At 60.0% G+C, this 18,938-nt stretch carries 15 protein-coding genes; 5 read left to right on the top strand and 10 right to left on the bottom strand.

The features are described 5' to 3' along the window. Positions 1-95 precede the first annotated feature (95 nt). Both CWI75_RS07240 and fghA read left to right on the top strand, forming a co-directional pair. Positions 96-1,202, top strand: a complete 1,107-nt coding sequence (locus tag CWI75_RS07240; protein WP_101520801.1) for an S-(hydroxymethyl)glutathione dehydrogenase/class III alcohol dehydrogenase — start codon at positions 96-98, stop codon at positions 1,200-1,202. A 16-nt stretch (positions 1,203-1,218) separates the two neighbouring features. Further along, positions 1,219-2,067 (top strand): S-formylglutathione hydrolase, encoded by an 849-nt coding sequence (gene fghA / locus CWI75_RS07235; protein ID WP_101521015.1) that lies wholly within the window; start codon positions 1,219-1,221, stop codon positions 2,065-2,067. Here the strand turns inward: fghA and CWI75_RS07230 are convergent. From CWI75_RS07230 to pspA, 4 genes are all read right to left on the bottom strand, one after another. Further along, positions 2,058-2,885, bottom strand: coding sequence for an alpha/beta fold hydrolase (locus CWI75_RS07230; protein WP_241521118.1), 828 nt, complete (start codon positions 2,883-2,885; stop codon positions 2,058-2,060). The two genes, fghA and CWI75_RS07230, sit on opposite strands and share 10 nt — an antisense overlap. Positions 2,886-3,027: 142 nt before the next feature. Then, positions 3,028-3,564: a PspC domain-containing protein gene (locus CWI75_RS07225; RefSeq protein ID WP_101520800.1), complete on the bottom strand. Its 537-nt coding sequence runs from the start codon at positions 3,562-3,564 to the stop codon at positions 3,028-3,030. A 3-nt stretch (positions 3,565-3,567) separates the two neighbouring features. Next, positions 3,568-3,825, bottom strand: a complete 258-nt coding sequence (gene pspB, locus CWI75_RS07220) for an envelope stress response membrane protein PspB (RefSeq protein WP_101520799.1) — start codon at positions 3,823-3,825, stop codon at positions 3,568-3,570. Positions 3,826-3,894: 69 nt separating this feature from the next. Further along, positions 3,895-4,578 (bottom strand): phage shock protein PspA, encoded by a 684-nt coding sequence (gene pspA, locus CWI75_RS07215; RefSeq protein ID WP_101520798.1) that lies wholly within the window; start codon positions 4,576-4,578, stop codon positions 3,895-3,897. A gap of 223 nt (positions 4,579-4,801) precedes the next feature. On the opposite strand from pspA, the gene pspF reads away from it, so the two are divergent. Continuing rightward, positions 4,802-5,839, top strand: coding sequence for a phage shock protein operon transcriptional activator (gene pspF / locus CWI75_RS07210; protein WP_101520797.1), 1,038 nt, complete (start codon positions 4,802-4,804; stop codon positions 5,837-5,839). Positions 5,840-5,947: 108 nt separating this feature from the next. Continuing rightward, positions 5,948-8,116 carry an amino acid permease gene (locus CWI75_RS07205; RefSeq protein ID WP_101520796.1) on the top strand — a complete coding sequence of 723 codons (2,169 nt, stop codon included), beginning with the start codon at positions 5,948-5,950 and terminating at the stop codon, positions 8,114-8,116. Between the two features lie 120 nt (positions 8,117-8,236). Here CWI75_RS07205 and CWI75_RS07200 read toward each other — a convergent pair whose 3' ends face one another. From CWI75_RS07200 to CWI75_RS07190, 3 genes are all read right to left on the bottom strand, one after another. Then, positions 8,237-11,305 carry a hypothetical protein gene (locus CWI75_RS07200; protein ID WP_101520795.1) on the bottom strand — a complete coding sequence of 1,023 codons (3,069 nt, stop codon included), beginning with the start codon at positions 11,303-11,305 and terminating at the stop codon, positions 8,237-8,239. 401 nt (positions 11,306-11,706) lie between these two features. Then, on the bottom strand, positions 11,707-13,170 hold the full coding sequence (locus tag CWI75_RS07195; RefSeq protein WP_101520794.1) for a succinate-semialdehyde dehydrogenase: 1,464 nt from the start codon (positions 13,168-13,170) through the stop codon (positions 11,707-11,709). A gap of 90 nt (positions 13,171-13,260) precedes the next feature. After that, positions 13,261-14,610 (bottom strand): aminotransferase, encoded by a 1,350-nt coding sequence (locus CWI75_RS07190; protein WP_101520793.1) that lies wholly within the window; start codon positions 14,608-14,610, stop codon positions 13,261-13,263. Between the two features lie 146 nt (positions 14,611-14,756). Between CWI75_RS07190 and CWI75_RS07185 the strand changes: the two genes are divergently transcribed. Then, a complete protein-coding gene (locus CWI75_RS07185; RefSeq protein WP_101520792.1) occupies positions 14,757-15,659 on the top strand; it encodes a LysR substrate-binding domain-containing protein in 903 nt (300 codons plus the stop codon). Positions 15,660-15,698: 39 nt separating this feature from the next. Here the strand turns inward: CWI75_RS07185 and CWI75_RS07180 are convergent, their stop codons facing one another. The 3 genes from CWI75_RS07180 to CWI75_RS07170 are packed head-to-tail and all read right to left on the bottom strand — an operon-like array spanning position 15,699 to position 18,822. Next, a complete protein-coding gene (locus CWI75_RS07180) occupies positions 15,699-15,884 on the bottom strand; it encodes a hypothetical protein (RefSeq protein WP_101520791.1) in 186 nt (61 codons plus the stop codon). Positions 15,885-15,902: 18 nt separating this feature from the next. Next, a complete protein-coding gene (glpK, locus tag CWI75_RS07175; RefSeq protein WP_241521117.1) occupies positions 15,903-17,405 on the bottom strand; it encodes a glycerol kinase GlpK in 1,503 nt (500 codons plus the stop codon). Then, positions 17,395-18,822 (bottom strand): aldehyde dehydrogenase family protein, encoded by a 1,428-nt coding sequence (locus tag CWI75_RS07170; protein WP_101520789.1) that lies wholly within the window; start codon positions 18,820-18,822, stop codon positions 17,395-17,397. The genes glpK and CWI75_RS07170 overlap by 11 nt, the downstream gene beginning before the upstream one ends. Positions 18,823-18,938: the final 116 nt, after the last annotated feature.

Here is an 18,938-nt window from a genome sequence, read left to right as displayed (position 1 = left end):
TTATGCAGGCGCCAGACTAAATTAAATCCTTGCGCTTGTCCTGCCAAAAGCAGCGCCGTACCATGGCGATCCACATACAGGAACAAGGAACGCCGATGAAAACCCGTGCTGCTGTTGCCTTTGGCGCCGGCCAACCGCTGGAAGTGGTCGATGTAGATCTGGAGGGCCCTCGGTCAGGGGAAGTGCTGGTGGAAATGATGGCCACCGGTATCTGCCATACGGATGCCTTCACCCTGTCCGGCGACGATCCCGAAGGTGCGTTCCCCACTATCCTGGGGCATGAAGGGGCCGGCATCGTGCGCGAAGTGGGCGCCGACGTGAAATCGCTGCGTCCTGGTGATCATGTGATTCCCCTGTACACACCCGAGTGCCGCGAATGCAATTTCTGCCTGCACCCGAAGACCAATCTGTGCCAGGCGATTCGCGAAACCCAGGGCAAGGGCGTCATGCCGGACGGCAGTAGCCGCTTCTCCCTGGACGGCAAGCCGCTACTGCATTACATGGGCTGCTCCACCTTTGCCAACTTCTCCGTACTGCCGGAAATCGCCCTGGCCAAGGTCCGCGAGGACGCCCCTTTCGACAAGATCTGCTATATCGGTTGTGGCGTCACCACCGGTGTTGGCGCCGTGGTCTACAGTGCAAAAGTCGAGCCCGGCAGCACCGTGGTGGTATTCGGACTGGGTGGCATCGGCCTCAATGTCATTCAGGGCGCACGCCTGGTGGGTGCCAGCAAAATCATCGGCATTGACCTGAACCCCAAGCGCGAATCCCTGGGCCGAAAATTTGGCATGACCCACTTCATCAACCCCAACGAGGTCAGCAACGTGGTCGAGGCCGTTACCGACCTCACCCGGGGTGGAGCTGACTACAGCTTTGAATGTATCGGCAACGTCAAGGTCATGCGGCAGGCACTCGAGTGCTGCCACAAGGGCTGGGGCGAGTGCTACATTATCGGGGTTGCGGGCGCCGGCCAGGAAATTTCAACCCGCCCTTTCCAGCTGGTTACCGGACGCTCCTGGCACGGGGTGGCCTTTGGCGGCGCGCGCGGCCGCACGGATGTCCCCACCATTGTCGACTGGTACATGGATGGCAAGATCAATATCGATGACCTGGTGACACACACCATGCCCCTTGCGGATATCAACAAGGGGTTCGACCTGATGCACGCGGGCGAAAGCATCCGCTCCGTCGTGATTTACTGAGAGGCTGCCTGTGACACTGACTGTTGTTTCTGAAAACCGCTGCTTCGACGGTCGCCAGCTGCGCTTTCGCCACGCCGCTGAAACCCTGGGCTGCGACATGCACTGCTCGATCTACCTGCCACCACAGGCACAGGCCGGGCCGGTGCCGGTACTGTACTGGCTGTCGGGCCTGACCTGCACGGACGAAAATTTTGTGCACAAGGCCGGTGCCCAGCGCTATGCGGCGGAACACGGGGTGGCCATTGTCAGTCCCGATACCAGCCCCCGGGGCGATAATGTCCCGGACGATCCGGAGGGCGCATGGGATTTCGGCCTGGGCGCGGGCTTTTACGTCAATGCGACCGAGGCTCCCTGGAGCAGCCATTACCGGATGTATGATTACCTCGCGACCGAGCTGCCGGCACTGATTGCCGCTGAATTCCCCGTACAGGCGGAGCGCTGCAGTATCTTTGGCCACTCCATGGGTGGCCATGGCGCCATGGTAATGGCGCTGCGCAATCCCGGGCGCTATGCCTCGGTCTCCGCTTTTGCGCCCATTGTGGCACCCGCCCGCTGCCCCTGGGGAGAAAAGGCACTGAGTCATTATCTGGGACCAGACAGGGACACCTGGAAACAGTACGACAGCTGCGAACTGATCAGTGCCGGGGCTACACAGTTGCCGCTACTGGTTGACCAGGGCGAGGCCGACAATTTCCTGGCGCAACAGCTACAGACATCTTTGCTGGAACAAGCCTGCAGTGACAGCGGCTTCAGGGCGGATATCCGCTACCAGCCGGGCTATGATCACAGCTACTTTTTTATCGCCAGTTTCATTGGCACCCACATAGCGTTTCACGCTCAGGCAATAGCCCGCTCTCAGGCCTGAGTGGCGGGATACAGCAGGCCCGCCCAGCTGCGCCGCTGGAACGGCTGCCAGCTGCCGTGCTCCTGTGCCAGGCGATCCGCCACCAGAAACCACACGGTGGGGTTCAGGGTCATGCCGCAATGGCTGCCGCGCACCTCAATGCTCTCACTGAATTCATGGCCGTCGCGCTGCAGGGTGGTTTGCCAGTTAACAACGCCGTCACCCCGGGAGTAAATGGCGGTAGTGGGTACTGGTGGCACCACGTGGAGGTTGCGCTCCTCTACCGGCAATTCATCAATCGGGTTAAGTGCCATGAACAGGCGGGAGGGATAGGAGGCCGTCAAGCGCCCCTCGCCAAAGGGGCTGCCCAGGGAAATGACCTGGCGCACCCGGTCCGGAAATTCCCGCGCCAGCTCCCGGGCAAATATACCGCCCAGGCTGTGGCCGACCAGGGAAACGGGGCCACCGTAACGATCCGACAGCGAGCAGATGCGCTCCTGCAGGCCTTCAAGTACTCCTTCCCGGGGGCCGAGATTACGCCCCAGGCCCCAACCATGCACGGCATAGCCGAGTTTGGTCAGGTAGCGACGAAACCGCGTATTGTAGCCATCGGCACCCAAAAACCCGGGTAAGATCATCACCGGGTGGCCATCGCCGCGCGGCGCCTTGTCCAGCGCCTTGCTACTGAGCCGCAGGGACAACATCTCCACTATCGCCCGGTGGGCTTCAGTCAGTGCCAGCAGGGCATGTGGTGGCGGGATAAATGGCTCGGGCGTCATGCTACCGCTATAGTCGGCATGGTCGGTGTAGCCAGTGTCGATCGCCTGGATCGCAGTCATGGACCCACCTCCTCCGGTGTCAGCGGGCTAAACCCGGCGGCCCCGGTGACAAGGGCGCCCAAAATAGTAGCTTGCATAAAAAACATCATATTTTGAGCATAGCTTAAATGTTCCCGGTGAGGGAACCCCCTGCCACCTGCATTTATAAACCGGATATTTCTTTATTGAGCTCGTACTGCCGCGAGGTAACATAGGTTTCCATATCTTCTACCCGACGCACCGCGGCGTCCAGGCGCTCACTGGCTCGACGCAGGCGCACACTGCCGGGCTCACTGTAGCGAAACACCTTGCGCGGCCGGTAATCGTGGTGGTACTCGTCGTATTCCATTTCCACGTCGGGGCCCGGGTCCGGGCCATGCGGTGATCGGTCTCTCCCGCTATTGCGATAGCGGTCCGGACGTGGCGCCAACGCGATCCACATGCCGACATAGGCCCACAGGGCCAGGGTTCCTGTAAATAGTACAGCCACGAACCACAGTAAACGCATCACCCAGGGGGCGATATCCAGGTGATTGGCGAGACCGGCGCAGACGCCGGCTATTTTGCCATCGCGGGTATTGCGATACAGGTTCATGCCCCAGCCCGCGGCCCTACGGGTGCAAAAACCACCCGTCAGGCCGCCGGTGCTGCGACTGAAATCGCCTCGCGGCTCTTTGTAACGATCATTGTGTACAGACATGATCTACTCCTTGCTCCGCTCGCGGCGGTCGGTTTGTTGTCGCCAGTTCGGGTGATCCACGTCGAGGATATCCTCGAGTACGCCGATGCGGTCGCTGAGTTTGTCCACGGTTACCAGCATATGTTCAATCGTTTTCCGGTCGTCCTGGCTAAGCCCCCGGGAAGACCGATTGACGCTGCGGTAATGCATGACAATCCAGACCGGCGCAACGACCACCAGAAACAGGACTGTGGGAACGAACATGAATTGCCAGAATTGCATGATTTATATCCTTGGGGCGGCCCTGCGCGTGAGTGACATGCTGCCACGTTGCCGCAGGCCAGGCCATAATTAGTCCCGCGATGCCTGCCTGCGCTGCAGCTCTTGCCTGAGCCGGTCCAGCTCCCCGCTAATGCGCTCGTCATTCTGCAGTGCGTCGATTTCCGCCGCCAGGTCCGGCGGCACATCGCGTCCCATGTCCATTGCGCCCAGCTGGCTTTCCAGGTTGTCCATACGCCGCTCGAATTGCTCAAAGCGCTGGAATGTCGTCTCCAGCTCCTCGCGCTGCATTTGTCGCTTCACCTTGATCCGTGACTCCACGGTCTGGGTGCGCATGACCATGGCCTGCTGCCGCGACCGGGCATCGCTGAGTTTTTGCTGTAACTGGCCGATTTCATGGCTGAGCTGCGTGATATGTTCGTCGGTGGCGGCCAGTTCGGCGGCCACCAGCGCCACCTCGTCCTCAAGCACGTGCTTTTCCTGGAGCGCCGCCCGGGCCAGGTCTTCCCGTCCCTTGCTGATCGCCAGTGTCGCCTTTTGCTCCCAGCTCTCTACCTCGGCCTTTGCCTGTTCCAGCCGCCGGGCTACCGCCTTGCGATCCGCCAGTACCCGGGCGGAGGAGCTACGCACCTCCACCAAGGTATCCTCCATTTCCTGAATGATCAGCCGAATCATTTTGCGGGGATCCTCTGCCTGGTCCAGCAGCGCATTGAGGTTGGAATTGATGATATCGGTCATGCGCGAAAAAATACCCATGGTTCCCTCTCCTGTCGGGGCATTATGCCCCGTTATCTCTAACAGCCGCTTGGCGGCCAACCGGGTTTATCAATACACATCCCATGCCATATTTCCCAAGCGCCTGTTTTTATTGGAAAAATATCCTGAAGAACGGTGTCACACCAGTTTCGCGATTCCATATTAGGCTAAATTTACCCTGAATAATGGTTTTATTTACCCTATAAGAGGTATTATTTACCTCATGAAAACACCCGAACGCGTTATTGGCAGCTCCGTGGCACTGGCCCAGGCCCTGGACCAGGTCTCGCGGCTTGCCGGCATCAACCGCCCGGTATTGATCCTCGGTGCCCGGGGGACCGGCAAGGAACTCGCCGCGGAGCGCCTGCACTACCTGTCTCCGCGCTGGGAGGCACCGCTGCTTAAAGTGAATTGCGCCGCGCTCGCTGACTCGCTGCTGGAATCAGAGCTGTTTGGCCATGAGCCGGGGGCCTTTACCGGCGCCACACGGGTGCGCCAGGGGCGATTCGAACGTGCCGACGGCGGCACCCTGTTCCTCGACGAACTGGGCACCATGTCACCGCGGTTGCAGGAGAAGCTGTTGCGGCTGGTGGAACACGGCGAATTTGAACGCCTGGGTGGCCAACAGACCCTGCAGGTGGATGTGCGGGTCGTGGCCGCCACCAACAGCGACCTGCGCGCCCAGGCCGCGACCGGGACTTTTCGCGCCGATCTGCTGGATCGACTCAGTTTTGATGTGGTGCATCTGCCTGCCCTGCACCAGCGACCCGAGGACATTCCCGAACTGGCCACACACTTCGGGCTGCAGATGTGCGCCGAACTGGGCTGGGAATTGTTTCCGGGATTCAGTGACAGCGCCATGGCGGAGCTGGTGGCCCACGATTGGCCGGGCAATGTGCGCGAGCTGAAAAATGCTGTGGAACGATCACTGCATCGCTGGGCAGACCCAGGCCGCGCTGTTGCCGAGGTGGTGATTGACCCTTTCGTCTCTCCCTATGCGGACACCCCCATCACACCACGGCAGGAAACACGTGTGGCCATCGAGGCCACTGACCCAGAACCCGCAATTGCAGCAACCAGCACGACAACTGACTTTGCCCGGCACATGCACACCGTCGAGCGCGAGCTGCTGGAGGCGGCGCTGCGCGCGCACAATGGCAACCAGCGCCAGGCCGCCGAGGCGCTCAAGCTCAGTTATCACCAGATACGCGGCCTGGTGCGCAAGCACGGGCTGGGACGCCCGCGCCGGGGCAGCGGCTGACCTCGCCGCGGCAAGTCCGTTTTGTTCTATGCTTTAACAGACCGACGAGCGATCACCCGGCGTTTACAAGCTCATGGCTTGAGCTGCGAGGAGGAACCATAGCAGCGCATGGAAAAGAAAAAAAAGCTCAGGAAAACCCTCGGATTATGGGATGTCTATGCCATCGCCACCGGCGCCATGTTCAGCTCCGGCTTTTTCCTGTTGCCGGCCATTGTGGTCACCTCCACCGGATCGGCGGCCACCCTGGCCTACCTGATCGCGGGCCTGCTGATGGTGCCGGCCGCTTTTGCCATGCTGGAGCTGGCCACCGCCCTGCCGCGCGCCGGGGGAGCATACTACTTCATCGACCGGAGCCTCGGTCCGGCAGTGGGCACCATTGCCGGCCTGGGAACCTGGTTGTCGCTGGTGCTCAAGTCCGCGTTCGCCCTGGTCGGTATTGGCGCCTATCTGGCAGTGATGCCTGGCACCGGCGGTTTTATCGAGCCCGGCACTACCTCCACCCTATGGTTCATGAAACTTCTGGCCGTGGCACTTACCGGCGTCTTTGTGCTGGTAAACATCGTCGGCGCCAAGGAATCCACGCGCCTGCAAAAGCTGCTGGTAGCAGGACTTCTGTGCGTCCTCGCACTCTTCATCGGCGAGGGACTGTGGCAGGTGAGCGCCATGGGCAGTGAGGAAATGGCCGACCGACACCTGCCATTCCTGCACACCGACAACGGCATTCACGGACTCTTCGTCGCCGTGGGCGTGGTGTTTGTGTCCTATGCCGGCCTGACCAAGGTCGCCAGTGTCAGCGAAGAGGTCCGGAAACCGGAACGGGACCTGCCCCTGGGCGTGTTTATGGCGCTGATTACCACGACGCTGGCATACGTGCTGGGCGTGTTCGTAATGATCAGCCTGTTGGGCCAGGAGGATCTCAGTTCCGGCTACGCGCCCGTGGCCGACGCCGCCGCGGAGCTGTTCGATTGGCTACCGGGAGGGGCCGGGGTTACCCTGGTGGGGATTGCCGCTCTGTTCGCTTTTATCTCCACCGGCAATGCTGGTATTCTTGCAGCCAGCCGCTATCCCCTGGCCATGGCGCGGGACCACCTGGTGCCAGTCGCCCTGGGCAGACTTGGCCGCTTCCATACGCCCACTGTGGGCATAGGCGTCACCGGCGTGACCATGGTGGTGTTTATTGTGGCGCTGCCGCTGGCGGACGTGGCAAAGCTGGGAAGCACCTTCAACCTGTTGGTATTCGGCCTCCTCAATCTGGCCGTCATCGTCATGCGTGAAAGTCGCCTCGAGAGTTACGACCCCAGTTTCCGCGTGCCACTCTACCCCTGGCTGCCGGTACTGGGGATGCTGATCAGCGGGCTTCTGATCGTCGAGATGGGCTGGATGTCCATCAGCTTCTCCCTCGCGGTAATCGTGCTGGGCCTGCTGTGGTACCTGCGCTACGCCCGGCCGAGGGTCGAACGCTCCGGAGCATCGCACTACATCTTCGCCCGCCTGGGGCGCTACCGGCATCCCGGACTGCGGGCAGAGTTCTGGGAAATCATCAAAGAAAAGGGACTGCGAGACGACGATCCCTATGACGAGATATTGCACCGGGCGGCGGTTATCGAAGTGGACCGGGAAGACGGTCTCCGGGGAGCCATAAACAAGGCAGCCGCCAACCTGGCCGCCCGCACTGCTCTCGCCGCAGACGAACTCGCTGACCGTTTCGCCGCCAGCCTGGCCGGCGATGCTGTCGTCGTCGGGGAGGTGCTGCTGCTGCATCTGCGGGTAGCGGGCACGGAACACTCAGAGCTGGTGCTGGTGCGGTGCCCGCAGGGGCTGGACCTGGCCTACGCGGCGGATAGGGGACTGGATGATTCGTCGATCGGCGACGAACTGTACGGCCTGTTCTTTCTCATCAGCCCGGAGCAACATGGCGGGCACCATCTGCGGGTGCTCGCCGAACTGGCCGCCCGGCCGGAGGACCCCGGTTTCATATCGAGCTGGCGGAGCGTGAAGGATCATACCAGGCTGCGGGAGATTCTGTTGCGCGATGCCCGGTTTCTGGAACTGTTCGTGGGCGAGGACGAGCTCACTGAATCGCTGGCGGGGACTCGAGCGGCCGAGATCGATCTGCCCCCGGGAGCCTTCCTGGCCGGAGTGCGCCGCAGCGGCGAGCTACTGGAGCCTCGCGGAGAGACCGTCATAGAGCCCGGCGATCATATCACCATCCTGGGGGAGGAAGCCGCCATCGAACACCTGTACCAGCGCTACGTGGCGCCGGAGACCGTCGAATGAGGTCCCCGGGCGCGGAAAAACGGTCAGGCGCAAGTACGACAGACTGTTAGCGATCCAGGCCACCCATCAACAGGTACTTGATCTCGACGTAGTCATCGATGCCCTACTCAAGTGCGTGCGTTAGTCAACCTGGTTCAGTTCGATCCTCATCTGGGTATCCATTGAGCCAATAAATTTCCCTGTTCCCTGTGCTTCAAGTGACACAGGAAAGGACAAGGGATTGGGTACAAAACCAATGCCACCGCTGATATTCGGCACATCCGTGAGGAAGAACGAATCCGTCAGATTCACGCTGGAAAGGTCCATCAACACGGTGGATCCCACACCGACTGTCACCGTGATGAGATCAGTGGTGCCCGGCACAACGGGGCCGTCAAAGCTGAATTGCACTGTTTCACTCCACACACCCCCAGCGCCGCTGCCGCAAATATTACCGGCAGTCGTGGCGGTTTGGAGCAGGAACGGGTTCAGGAAATTTTCTGTCGCGGCCAGATCCTCTTCAGATACCTCATCGTAGGCGACGTTATAAGGCCCGTTTGGCAACGTGTGCTCCAGTTCGGTGGTTGAACCTGCCGGCAACCGCAGCGCATAGGCGGTCAGTGCCATGCCGCCCACCGCCTCGCCGGTCAGGTCACAACTGCCGGCAATATCCAATTGATATGTCTTCGGCGCATCGATATCAAGATAGAACACTGCCACGCCTCCCAGATAAGAGTAGGCATCCGTGCAGCTTATGGTCTGATCAACACTTTCCGCGCCAGGGGCGATGCACTCACTGCCGATGTCGGGCACGCGATGCCGGACAGTCACAACTCCATCCGCATCCGCCGATAGCGTGGCTTCGGTGAAAATACTTGCAGTGGCGGGTTGACCGTTTTTCTCACCTGTCCCCGTGAGCGTTTCCACCAACTGCTCGGTACGGCTCGACCAGAACAGGTTGTGCTGTGCCGGGGGGAAAGGCGCTTGCTCCAACCGCTCAAGCTCAACGCTGTCGTAGGACTCTTCACTGGTGCCCGCCCCGGCGGATGCTCTCGCCTGGTGCACACCCCAGACATGAACCTTTTCACAGTTGCCAACACTGATCAAAGCCGTGTCGATGATCTCGGTGCCAGGCTTGACCACGCTCGATGCCGTGACCTGAACCAGGAAGGCACCGGTTTGGCCAGAGGAGAACTGGGCTGCCCTTACGTCGCCTGACATCTGGAAATTACCGAGTTGCGCGGGACTCTCCACACTCCATTCGACATTGGTGCCAGGATTGAAGCCATCCAGTTCGGCGGTCAAATCAAGGGTTTCACCGAGGATGATGCAGGCCTGGGAAGGCAACAGCGTGATGGTTTCTTCGAGAATGATCTCACCACGGTCTATGCGTTTTTCTGCCGGGGGTAGCGGCGACACTCTGGACGCTTCCACGATCACCGGATAGCTCTGCGTTGCCACTGGCGTGAGCACCTCAAGCTGGTATACCGCCGAGTTCTCTCCGGTTGATAACACTTCAGGTGGAAATAGCAGGCTTGCACCGTCGGAGAGGAACGCGATGTCTGGAACTCTGGTAGCGGCCTGCTGAGAATCAGTGACACTGAGAGTCATAACTACAACATCTCCCTGGGTCTCGGCGCGATAGATGAGGGGAGTAAAAGTCAATCGAATCGGCGCAACCTCAACCAGCTGCAGCCTCGCCGTGGTTTTGCCACCGAACTGGCCACCTGCATTCCGAATACTGACTCTTAGTTCGCTTATGCCTTTATCGAGCAGAATAATTTTTATCTTTTGCGTGACCTGTCCAGTCGGCCCAAAGAGTACATCTTCTTCCAGTCTGATGCTCTCACCGAAGACTTCCGGCTTTGTATATTGCTCACCGGTAATGTCAATCCCACTCCAGGAGTTGGCAGCCACAATAAAACAACCCTCATCGCCGACCTGACTCTTCAACGTTTCAAGGATAGTGAAATCGAGATAGTTGGAGGCTGTCTGGAGAAGCGGACTAAGGGCCTCCTCGTCCAGGCTGCCCACCCATCGGGAAGCGCTTATCCCGGTTCCAATAGCGTCAATGATATTTTTATCCAGATTCCACTCATCACTGCTTGCTCCCACGACAGCGGTCTGCCAGTTCTTGTTCGACGTATTATCGTCTTCGAGGATTCTTTGCCCGGGATTAACGTCAAATGACATGCTGGTAAACCGATTGGGCAACTGGTAGGTGTCAAACCCGGTCACCAGGTTTTCCACCAACAAGACAATGCCGGCCACATTGCCTGAGCCACCGCGTATCAGGGGGGTGAGTACCGAGAGAACCGGACGCCAGTCGGAATCCCCGCTGTTACTGGCGTCAGCTTGGGCACGCATGTATTTGTCCAGATCCGCGGCTGAAGTGATGTCCACTTTATCACCCGGCAGCAGAGTGCAAACCCCGCCATTAAGGGGCGTCAACCGATCGCCATCCCACGGGACTTGCATCGGCTGCCTCACAAGCTTGTGTCCGCCATCATCACGGGGAATGAACATGGACAGGCCCGTAACCACCGTCTCGGCCCGCAGCTGGAGGATTCCGATGAGATCCAGCTGTTCGATAATCGCGGCGACGGTCTCCCGCTCTTCGGCAGTGAGATCTTCCAGCTGCCGTTGCAGGCCCTGCTGCGCTTCCACCGCCATCAATATCGAAGCGAGTCGAACCTGTGGCTCCGGATTCGTGCCAAATTCCTTCACTGCAGTTTCCAGCTGCCCCCAGCTGGTCAATCCGAAAGATACGCCATACTCGATCAGTAGATTCTCCAGCACAAGTTCCAGCGCGGCCAAGGTGGCGTCGGGTTCAATGCTAGGTGTGAGGCCGGTGACAGACACGGTGCCCGCACTGCAGCGCTGGTCGCCAGCGACCAACACCAGCTGGTACTCAAACTCGTCGTAAATGCTTGCCGGATTCAGGGGGAGCTGCATCCGCAACCCCGGCCCATCAAATTCATCGTCTTCAATCAAGAGGGGGAGAGTCGTCAGCAGCGAGCGTGAATCGCCACTGACCAGGAGCGCTTCGGCAAACAGGGGTTGTTCGGTGTCATTCACCTGCTGCCAGAATGGATCCGGTAATTCACGGATGACAAGGGGGTCAAAGGCGATTCCGCGGTTAACCGATAACGTCGAGTCACAGGCGACGATGGGTGCACTTGGCGCCGCAATGGGCGCGCTTGGCGGCATATTATCTAAATCTGTCCCGCTAGAATCGCCGAGGCAACCCGTCAAGATGAAAGTCAAACCTATCAACCAAACGGCAGCAGATCGCATGTTCAACTCCGGCACGCAGTAGCAGGTAAACACAAAAGGTAACGGCCGAACCTCCCCAGGAGAAACAGCCACTTTTTATTTTCAATGAATTTACGACTCCACTAATACTCCGATCAAAAAGGAATAGCCAGCAAATTCGGTTGTTGGCATATCCAGCGGAAAAAATGGTCAATTTATTTTGCTGGGCGGCAGGAAGAATTTGATACGGGGTCTGCTAATACCAGCGCTTTTAGCCGAGCCCAACCCCGGGGGGCAACAACCCGCCAAAAGCATGCCTTTAAACCACGCCCGTCAGGCGCAAGTACGACAGACTGTTAGCGATCCAGGCCACCCATCAACAGGTACTTGATCTCGACGTAGTCATCAATGCCGTACTTGGAGCCCTCGCGACCGGAACCCGATTCCTTGACCCCGCCAAAAGGCGCCATTTCATTGGAAATGAGGCCTTCGTTGATGCCGACGATGCCGTACTCCAGTGCCTCTGATACCCGCCAGACGCGCCCGATATCGCGGGTGTACATGTAGGATGCCAACCCGAACTCGGTATCGTTGGCCATGGCAATGGCCTCTTCCTCGGTGTGAAAGCGCACCACCGGTGCCACCGGCCCGAAAATCTCGTTACGGAAAACCGCCATCTCCGAGGTCACCCCGGTAAGAATCGTGGGCTGGTAGAAGCAGCCACCAAGACTGTGGCGACCGCCACCGAACGCGACCTCGGCGCCGGCACTGATCGAGGCCTGCACCAGCGCGTCAACATCCTCTACCGCACCGGCGTTAACCAGCGGCCCGATGGTATTACCCGCGGTGAAACCGTCACCCACCACCAGCTCGGCGGTGGCCTTTACCAGCTTCTCGACAAAGGCGTCGTACACGCTGTCCTGCACCAGCATACGATTGGAACAGACGCAGGTCTGGCCGGCGTTACGGTACTTGGACACCATCGCACCTGCCACGGCCGCATCCAGGTCGGCATCATCGAAGACAATAAAAGGCGCGTTACCACCCAGCTCCATTGAGGTTTTCTTCATGGTCTCGGCGCACTGGGCTTCCAGCATCTTGCCGACTGGCGTGGAACCCGTGAAGGTCAGTTTGCGCACAATGGGGTTTCCCGTGAGTTCACCACCGATTGCGGAAGAGCTACCAGCCACAACGTTGAGCACCCCGGCCGGCACACCCGCGCGCTCGGCCAGTAACGCCATGGCAAAGGCCGACAGCGGTGTCTCCGACGCCGGTTTGATGACAATACTGCAACCGGCTGCCAGCGCCGGTGCCGCCTTGCGGGCGATCATGGCATTGGGGAAGTTCCAGGGCGTGATGGCCGCCACGACTCCCACCGGTTGCTTGATACAGACAATCCGCCGGTCTGCGGAGGGCCCGGGAATAACATCGCCGTCGATGCGCTTGGCCTGCTCGCCAAACCACTCGACAAAAGACGCGCCGTAGGCGATCTCGGTTCGAGATTCAGCCAACACCTTACCCTGCTCGGCCGTCATGATAATCGCCAGGTCTTCCTGGTTGGCCATCATCAGGTCGAACCATTTACGCAGGATCTGGGCGCGCTGCTTGGCTGGCAGTATTTTCCATTTATCCATCGCACGCTGCGCCGCCTCAATCGCACGGCGGGTTTCCGCGGCGCCGGTTTTGGCAACCTCGGCTATCACTGCACCGGTGGCGGGATTGGTAATCGCAAAGGTACTGCCATCGTCGGCGTCCACCCAGCTGCCATCAATATAGGCCTTCGTCTGCAGCAGGCTCGGGTCGGTCAGGTTAAGGCTCATTCGTCGGCTTCCTTATCGTGGATGTGGGTTTACTATAACGCGTTAAGCGCCAGGGCGCCCATGGCGCCCATGGCGCAGAACTGTGTCTGCTCAGGCTGCCAACAGCTCTTCGCGGATGACATGGGCCAGGGTCTCATCCAGGGCACGACCCAGCTTTTCTACCAGTTCATCCACCTGGGCCTCGCTGATCACCAGCGGCGGACACAGCGCCACGCTATTGCCCCCCATGGCCCGCACAATCAGTCCGTGCTCCTGGCAGCGCAGCTGGCAGTAAGCGCCTACGGCATTACCATTGAAGGCCTGCCGGGTCTGCTTGTTGGCGACCAGTTCCAGTGCCGCGATCATACCCATGCCGCGTACTTCCCCCACCAGGGGATGGTCGGCAAAAGCCTGCAGTTTCTGCTGCATATACAGGCCCATCACCCGGGCTCGCTCGAAAAGTTGCTCGCGCTGGTAAATTTCCAGCACCTTGGAAGCCACCGCGCAGGCCACGGGGTGACCACCATAGGTATAGCCGTGGCCAAAGATACCGACCTGGGCGCTGGGCTCCACCATCACATCGTACATGTCACCGGTAATGAGCGCGGCGCTCACTGGCATATACGCCGAGGACAACGCCTTGGCCAGGGACATCAGCTGCGGCTGGATGCCCAGGCTGGTGGCGCCAAAATCGGCGCCGGTGCGGCCAAAGCCGCAAATGACCTCATCGTCCCACATCAGGATATCGTACTTGCGCAACAGCGCCTGGACCTTCTCGAAATAGCCTGCCGGAGGCACGATGACCCCGCCGGCACCGCTGATGGGCTCGGCAATAAAGGCGGCGATGGTTTCAGGGCCCTCGGCAAGAATCAGCGCCTCGAGTTCATCCGCACGCCGATTGGCGAATTGTTCTTCGGTTTCGCCGGGCAGGCCATCGCGGTAAAAGTGGGGCGCGCCGGTGCGCAGTACACCCAGGGCATCAAACGGCAGACTGAAGTGGGTATGGTTGGGCGCCAGGCCAGTCAGCGATGCCGCCGCCACCGTAACCCCGTGATAGGCGCGTTCACGGGAAATGATCTTGTATTTTTCAGGCTTGCCGATGGCGTTGAAGTAGTAACGCAGCAACTTGACCTGGGTGTCGTTGGCATCAGAGCCCGAATTGCCCAGGAAAACCCTGGCGTCCGCCATCGGCACCATGGCTGACAATTTGTCGGCCAGCTCCATGGCCGCAGGGTGAGTCTTGCCCCCGAACAGGTGCGAGTACGACAAAGTACGCATTTGCCGGGCCGCGGTTTCCACAACTTCCTCGTTACCGTAACCCAGGGCAGTGCACCAGAGTCCGCTCATTCCCTCGAGGTACTGGCGGCCCTGGTTATCGTAAACGTAAACGCCCTCACCGTGGGTGATCACCAGCTGCTCGGTAGCGGTAAGATTGGTTGTTGGATAGAGCATATGGGTCATGGGAGTTCACCTCGTCGTCAGGTTTCCGAACCAGCCTTGCCAGCCGGGCGCAGCATCAGGCCGCTTCATGCGCGTATTTTTACGGGTTGCTTCTGTTTCCACAAGCAATTAAATTTGCATGTCCTGGTTAGATAAAGTTACCAAGCATGTCACTGGATCGACGTTTCCCCCTGAACAGCCTGCGCGCTTTTGAAGCCGTGGGCCGCCACAGCCATGTTCGCCGTGCCGCGGAAGAGCTGAGTCTTACCCATGCCGCCCTCAGTCGCCAGGTACGGTTGCTGGAGGAGGCCTTGGGCTGCAGTCTGTTCGATCGCGCCCACAACGGCATGCAGCTGACCACGGCGGGGCGGCGCTTTTTTATCGCCACCCAGGCCGCACTCGATGTGCTGGCGGAAGGCGTGGTCCATCTTGACCCGGATGCCCTGGCCGGCGAACTGGTGATCGCCACCACCCCCACCATCTCCACCAACTGGTTGCCGGCTGTTATCAAGGCCTACTGCCAGCGTTATCCGGAAGTGGAGCTGCGTTTCATCACCATCGAACCACACCAGCGCACCCTGCCCTCCCGCTTTGACCTGGCGCTTTGCCTGGGTATACCCGATGTCCGCGGCAAGCAGGTCGCCAAGCTTTACCAGGAATATTACTTTCCGATCTGTGCTCCCGCCCTGGTATCCAGCGAGCACCCGATACAAGAACCGGAAGACCTGCTGGCCCACACCCTGCTGCACGAGCGCTATCAACACTGGGAGGAATGGTTTGCCACCCACGGTATTGAGCAGTCCAGGGGCGTAGGCAACATCCATTTTGATTACGGTTTCCAGTCAATTGAGGCGGCGCGGCAGGGCCTTGGCATCGCTCTCGCTGATCGGCTGGAGGTGGCCGCAGACCTGCGCCGGGGAACCCTGGTGCGGCTCCTGGACCAGGTGATTGCGGTCGACGAAGGGGTTTACCTGGTCAGTGAACTGGAGCAGTCGCAAACTGTGCGGGCGCAACTGTTTATCGACGAGTTAAAGCGTCATCTCGGAGACCTGGGCACCCAATCCGGCTGACGGCAGCCCCGCTGATGGCACGCCCGCTGATGGCCCGTTTCAGTCGGCGCTGACCCGCTCCTTGCCACAGCGGCTACAGCGGTAACAGGTCACCAGTCGCCCCTGTTTGACATCAAACTGCCGGGCCTTGTCGACCAGCCACTTGTGATGCCCGTGCCGGCACAGGGTGTTGCCCTTGTGCCGCTCCTTGAGCGACGGTTTACGAAAGGGAAGGATATCAGCCATGCGTCGTCACTTCGCGGCTCACAACAGGGTGCGGGCGAGCGCGGCCTGCCAGGAAGCCTGCCGCTGTCTTCGCGCCGCCGGTGACATTGCCACGGTAAACTCCTGGCTGGCCTGCCAGATAGCGCGGATATCGGACTGTTTCTGCCACAGTCCCACGCCCAGCCCCGCCAGGTAACAGGCCCCGGCGACCGTCGTTTCTATCACCCGGGGACGAATCAATTTGCGGCCCAGCACATTCGCCTGGATCTGCATCAGCAGGTCGTTGGCCGCGGCCCCACCGTCAACGCGCAATGGCCGCATACGTTTGTCCAGGTCGCTCTCCATCGCGAACAGGATGTCGGCATTCTGCAGGGCCATGGCCTCCAGGGTGGCGCGGGCGATATGGCCACGGCCAGTTCCCCGGGTAAGGCCGCTAAGGGTTCCACGCGCATCCGGCGCCCAGTGCGGTGCCCCCAGCCCGGTCAGCGCCGGTACGAATTCGACACCACCGCTATCGGCTACCGATGCCGCCAGCGCCTCAACATCGGCTGCGGTTTTAATGATCTGCAGGCCATCCCGCAGCCATTGCACCGCAGCACCACAGACAAAGGCGCCACCCTCCAGCGCATACACCGGCTTGCCCTTCTCGCCCAATTGCCACGCCGCCGTAGTCAGCAGGCCAGAACGGGACTGTAATAACTCGGAACCGGTATTCATCAGGATAAAAGACCCGGTACCAAACGTGCACTTGGCATCTCCGGTACTGAAACAGGCCTGGCCGAACAGGGCCGCCTGCTGGTCTCCCGCCACTCCGGCAATGGGGATACCGTCCGGCAGACCCGGGATACCGGTGGTGTGCGCCAGAATGGCACTCGAGGGTACGATATCGGGAAGAATACCCTCGGGAATCTCGAACAGTGCCATCAGTTCACGGTCCCAGCTGCAGCGACTCAGGTTCATCAGCGAGGTACGGGAGGCATTGGAGATGTCCGTCACATGGGCCGCGCCGCCACTGAGCTGCCAGATCAGGTAACTGTCGATGGTACCTGCAGCAACCCTCCCGGCGGCGAGCCTGGCTTTGATACGCGGTGTGTTCTGCAGTAACCAGCGGAATTTGGCGGCGGAAAAATAGGGGTCCAGCACCAGGCCGGTTTTGCGCCTGATCATTTTTTCGTGACCCGCCGCCTTCAGTGTTTCGCAAAATCCCGTGGTACGCCGGCACTGCCAGACGACAGCGCGGTTGAGGGCTTCGCCGTTTTTGCGATCCCACAATAGTGCCGTTTCGCGCTGGTTGGTAATGCCGATTGCAGCGATGTCCGCGGGCCTGCACAGCTTTTTGCGCAAAATCGCCCGGATACCCCTGAGCACGGTCTGCCAGATTTCGCCGACATCGTGCTCTACCCAGCCGGGCTGCGGATAATACTGGGGGAACTCGGTGGTCACACTGGCGCGAAGTTCCCCGCGATCATCCATCAGGGCGACCGTGGTACCGGTCGTGCCCTGATCGATGGCGAGAATAAAGGCACCCATGTCAGGTGCCAAAGCCCTCTACTGCCTTGATTTCGAGGAAGTCGGTAAACCCGTGCGGCCCCCATTCGCGGCCATTACCGGACTGTTTGAAACCACCAAAGGGCACGTTATAACCACCGCTGGCGCCGTTGATATGGACGTTGCCGGCACGGATACGCGAAGCCACCCGACGGGCGTGCTCAATATCGCCACTCTGTACATAACCGGCCAGGCCATAGGGGGTGTCATTGGCGATACGAATGGCCTCCTCCTCGGTATCGTAGGGAATCATGACCAGCACCGGGCCAAAAATCTCCTCGCGGGCAATGGTCATCTGGTTATTTACTTCCGAGAATATCGTGGGACGCACAAAGTAGCCGTGTTCAAGCCCCTCGGGACGACCCGGGCCACCGACCACCAGCTTGGCACCCTCGTCAATACCCTGTTGAATCAGGCCCTGGATCTTGTCGAACTGGACAGCGGAGACCACCGGTCCCATGGTCGTGGCCTCGTCGGCAGGATCCCCTATCACCACTGACGCGGTGACCTTCGCAGCAATCTGCTCAGCTTCTGCCAGGCGCGCGGCCGGTACCAGCATACGCGAGGGCGCATTACAGGACTGCCCGGTATTGTTGTACATGTGCAGCACGCCCTGGGTCACGGCCTTCTCCAGGTCGGCGTCATCGAGGATGATATTGGGCGACTTGCCACCCAGTTCCTGGGTGACGCGCTTGACTGTGGGAGCCGCATTTTGTGCCACCAGCGACCCCGCCCGCGTAGAACCGGTAAATGACACCATATCGATACCGGGATGACTGGACAGGGCAGTACCGACCCCGGGACCATCACCGTTGATCAGGTTGAAGACGCCCGCGGGGACGCCCGCCTCATGCATCACTTTGGCGAACAGGTAACCCGACAGCGGTGCAACCTCACTGGGCTTGAGAATCATGGTGCAGCCAACCGCCAGGGCCGGGGCCACTTTGCAGCCGATCTGGTTGAGCGGCCAGTTCCACGGCGTGATCAGGCCACAGACACCGATCGGCTCCTTGAACACCCGGTGTTCGCCCAGGTTTTCCTCAAACGGGAATTCCCGCAGCACCCGCAGTGCCTCTTTCAGATGGCCCAGGCCCGCGTGCGCCTGCGCCGACATCGCCAGGGACTTCGGTGCTCCCATCTCTTCGCGAACAGCATCCGCTATATCGTTGTAATACTTCTGGTAGGTCTCAACGCAGGACTCCAGTAACTGAATGCGTTCCTCGCGGGTACTGCGGCCGTAGGTCTCAAACGCGGCGCGGGCTGCAGTGACTGCGCGATCAACATCGCCTTCCGAGCCGAGGGAAATCTGTGCACACACCTGCTCGGTAGCGGGGTTGATCACATCAAGCGTATTCGGCACCAGCGGGTCAACCCACTCGCCATTGATATAGAATTGCTGATAATCACGCATTATTGTTCTCCAGTTCCGGTTGATCGAAAGGCGTAAGTGTAGCACCGCCTGTGTGGTGAACCACCACCCCTAAGGGTTATCATTGTGCCCTGCCCACTCACCTGCACCAATCGTCG

Source organism: Kineobactrum sediminis (assembly GCF_002868715.1).
Classification (GTDB): domain Bacteria; phylum Pseudomonadota; class Gammaproteobacteria; order Pseudomonadales; family Halieaceae; genus Kineobactrum; species Kineobactrum sediminis.
Note: the sequence above shows the minus strand (reverse complement) of the source record. Positions and strands in the feature narration are given on the sequence as shown.

What these genes read in the sequence shown, in the direction of transcription:
- CWI75_RS07240 (WP_101520801.1), top strand. Translation starts at nt 96, where the DNA reads ATGAAAACCCGTGCTGCTGTTGCCTTTGGCGCCGGCCAACCGCTGGAA.
- CWI75_RS07230 (WP_241521118.1), bottom strand. Translation starts at nt 2,885, where the DNA reads ATGACTGCGATCCAGGCGATCGACACTGGCTACACCGACCATGCCGAC.
- CWI75_RS07225 (WP_101520800.1), bottom strand. Translation starts at nt 3,564, where the DNA reads ATGTCTGTACACAATGATCGTTACAAAGAGCCGCGAGGCGATTTCAGT.
- pspB (WP_101520799.1), bottom strand. Translation starts at nt 3,825, where the DNA reads ATGCAATTCTGGCAATTCATGTTCGTTCCCACAGTCCTGTTTCTGGTG.
- pspA (WP_101520798.1), bottom strand. Translation starts at nt 4,578, where the DNA reads ATGGGTATTTTTTCGCGCATGACCGATATCATCAATTCCAACCTCAAT.
- pspF (WP_101520797.1), top strand. Translation starts at nt 4,802, where the DNA reads ATGAAAACACCCGAACGCGTTATTGGCAGCTCCGTGGCACTGGCCCAG.
- CWI75_RS07205 (WP_101520796.1), top strand. Translation starts at nt 5,948, where the DNA reads ATGGAAAAGAAAAAAAAGCTCAGGAAAACCCTCGGATTATGGGATGTC.
- CWI75_RS07200 (WP_101520795.1), bottom strand. Translation starts at nt 11,305, where the DNA reads ATGCCGCCAAGCGCGCCCATTGCGGCGCCAAGTGCACCCATCGTCGCC.
- CWI75_RS07195 (WP_101520794.1), bottom strand. Translation starts at nt 13,170, where the DNA reads ATGAGCCTTAACCTGACCGACCCGAGCCTGCTGCAGACGAAGGCCTAT.
- CWI75_RS07190 (WP_101520793.1), bottom strand. Translation starts at nt 14,610, where the DNA reads ATGACCCATATGCTCTATCCAACAACCAATCTTACCGCTACCGAGCAG.
- CWI75_RS07185 (WP_101520792.1), top strand. Translation starts at nt 14,757, where the DNA reads ATGTCACTGGATCGACGTTTCCCCCTGAACAGCCTGCGCGCTTTTGAA.
- CWI75_RS07180 (WP_101520791.1), bottom strand. Translation starts at nt 15,884, where the DNA reads ATGGCTGATATCCTTCCCTTTCGTAAACCGTCGCTCAAGGAGCGGCAC.
- CWI75_RS07170 (WP_101520789.1), bottom strand. Translation starts at nt 18,822, where the DNA reads ATGCGTGATTATCAGCAATTCTATATCAATGGCGAGTGGGTTGACCCG.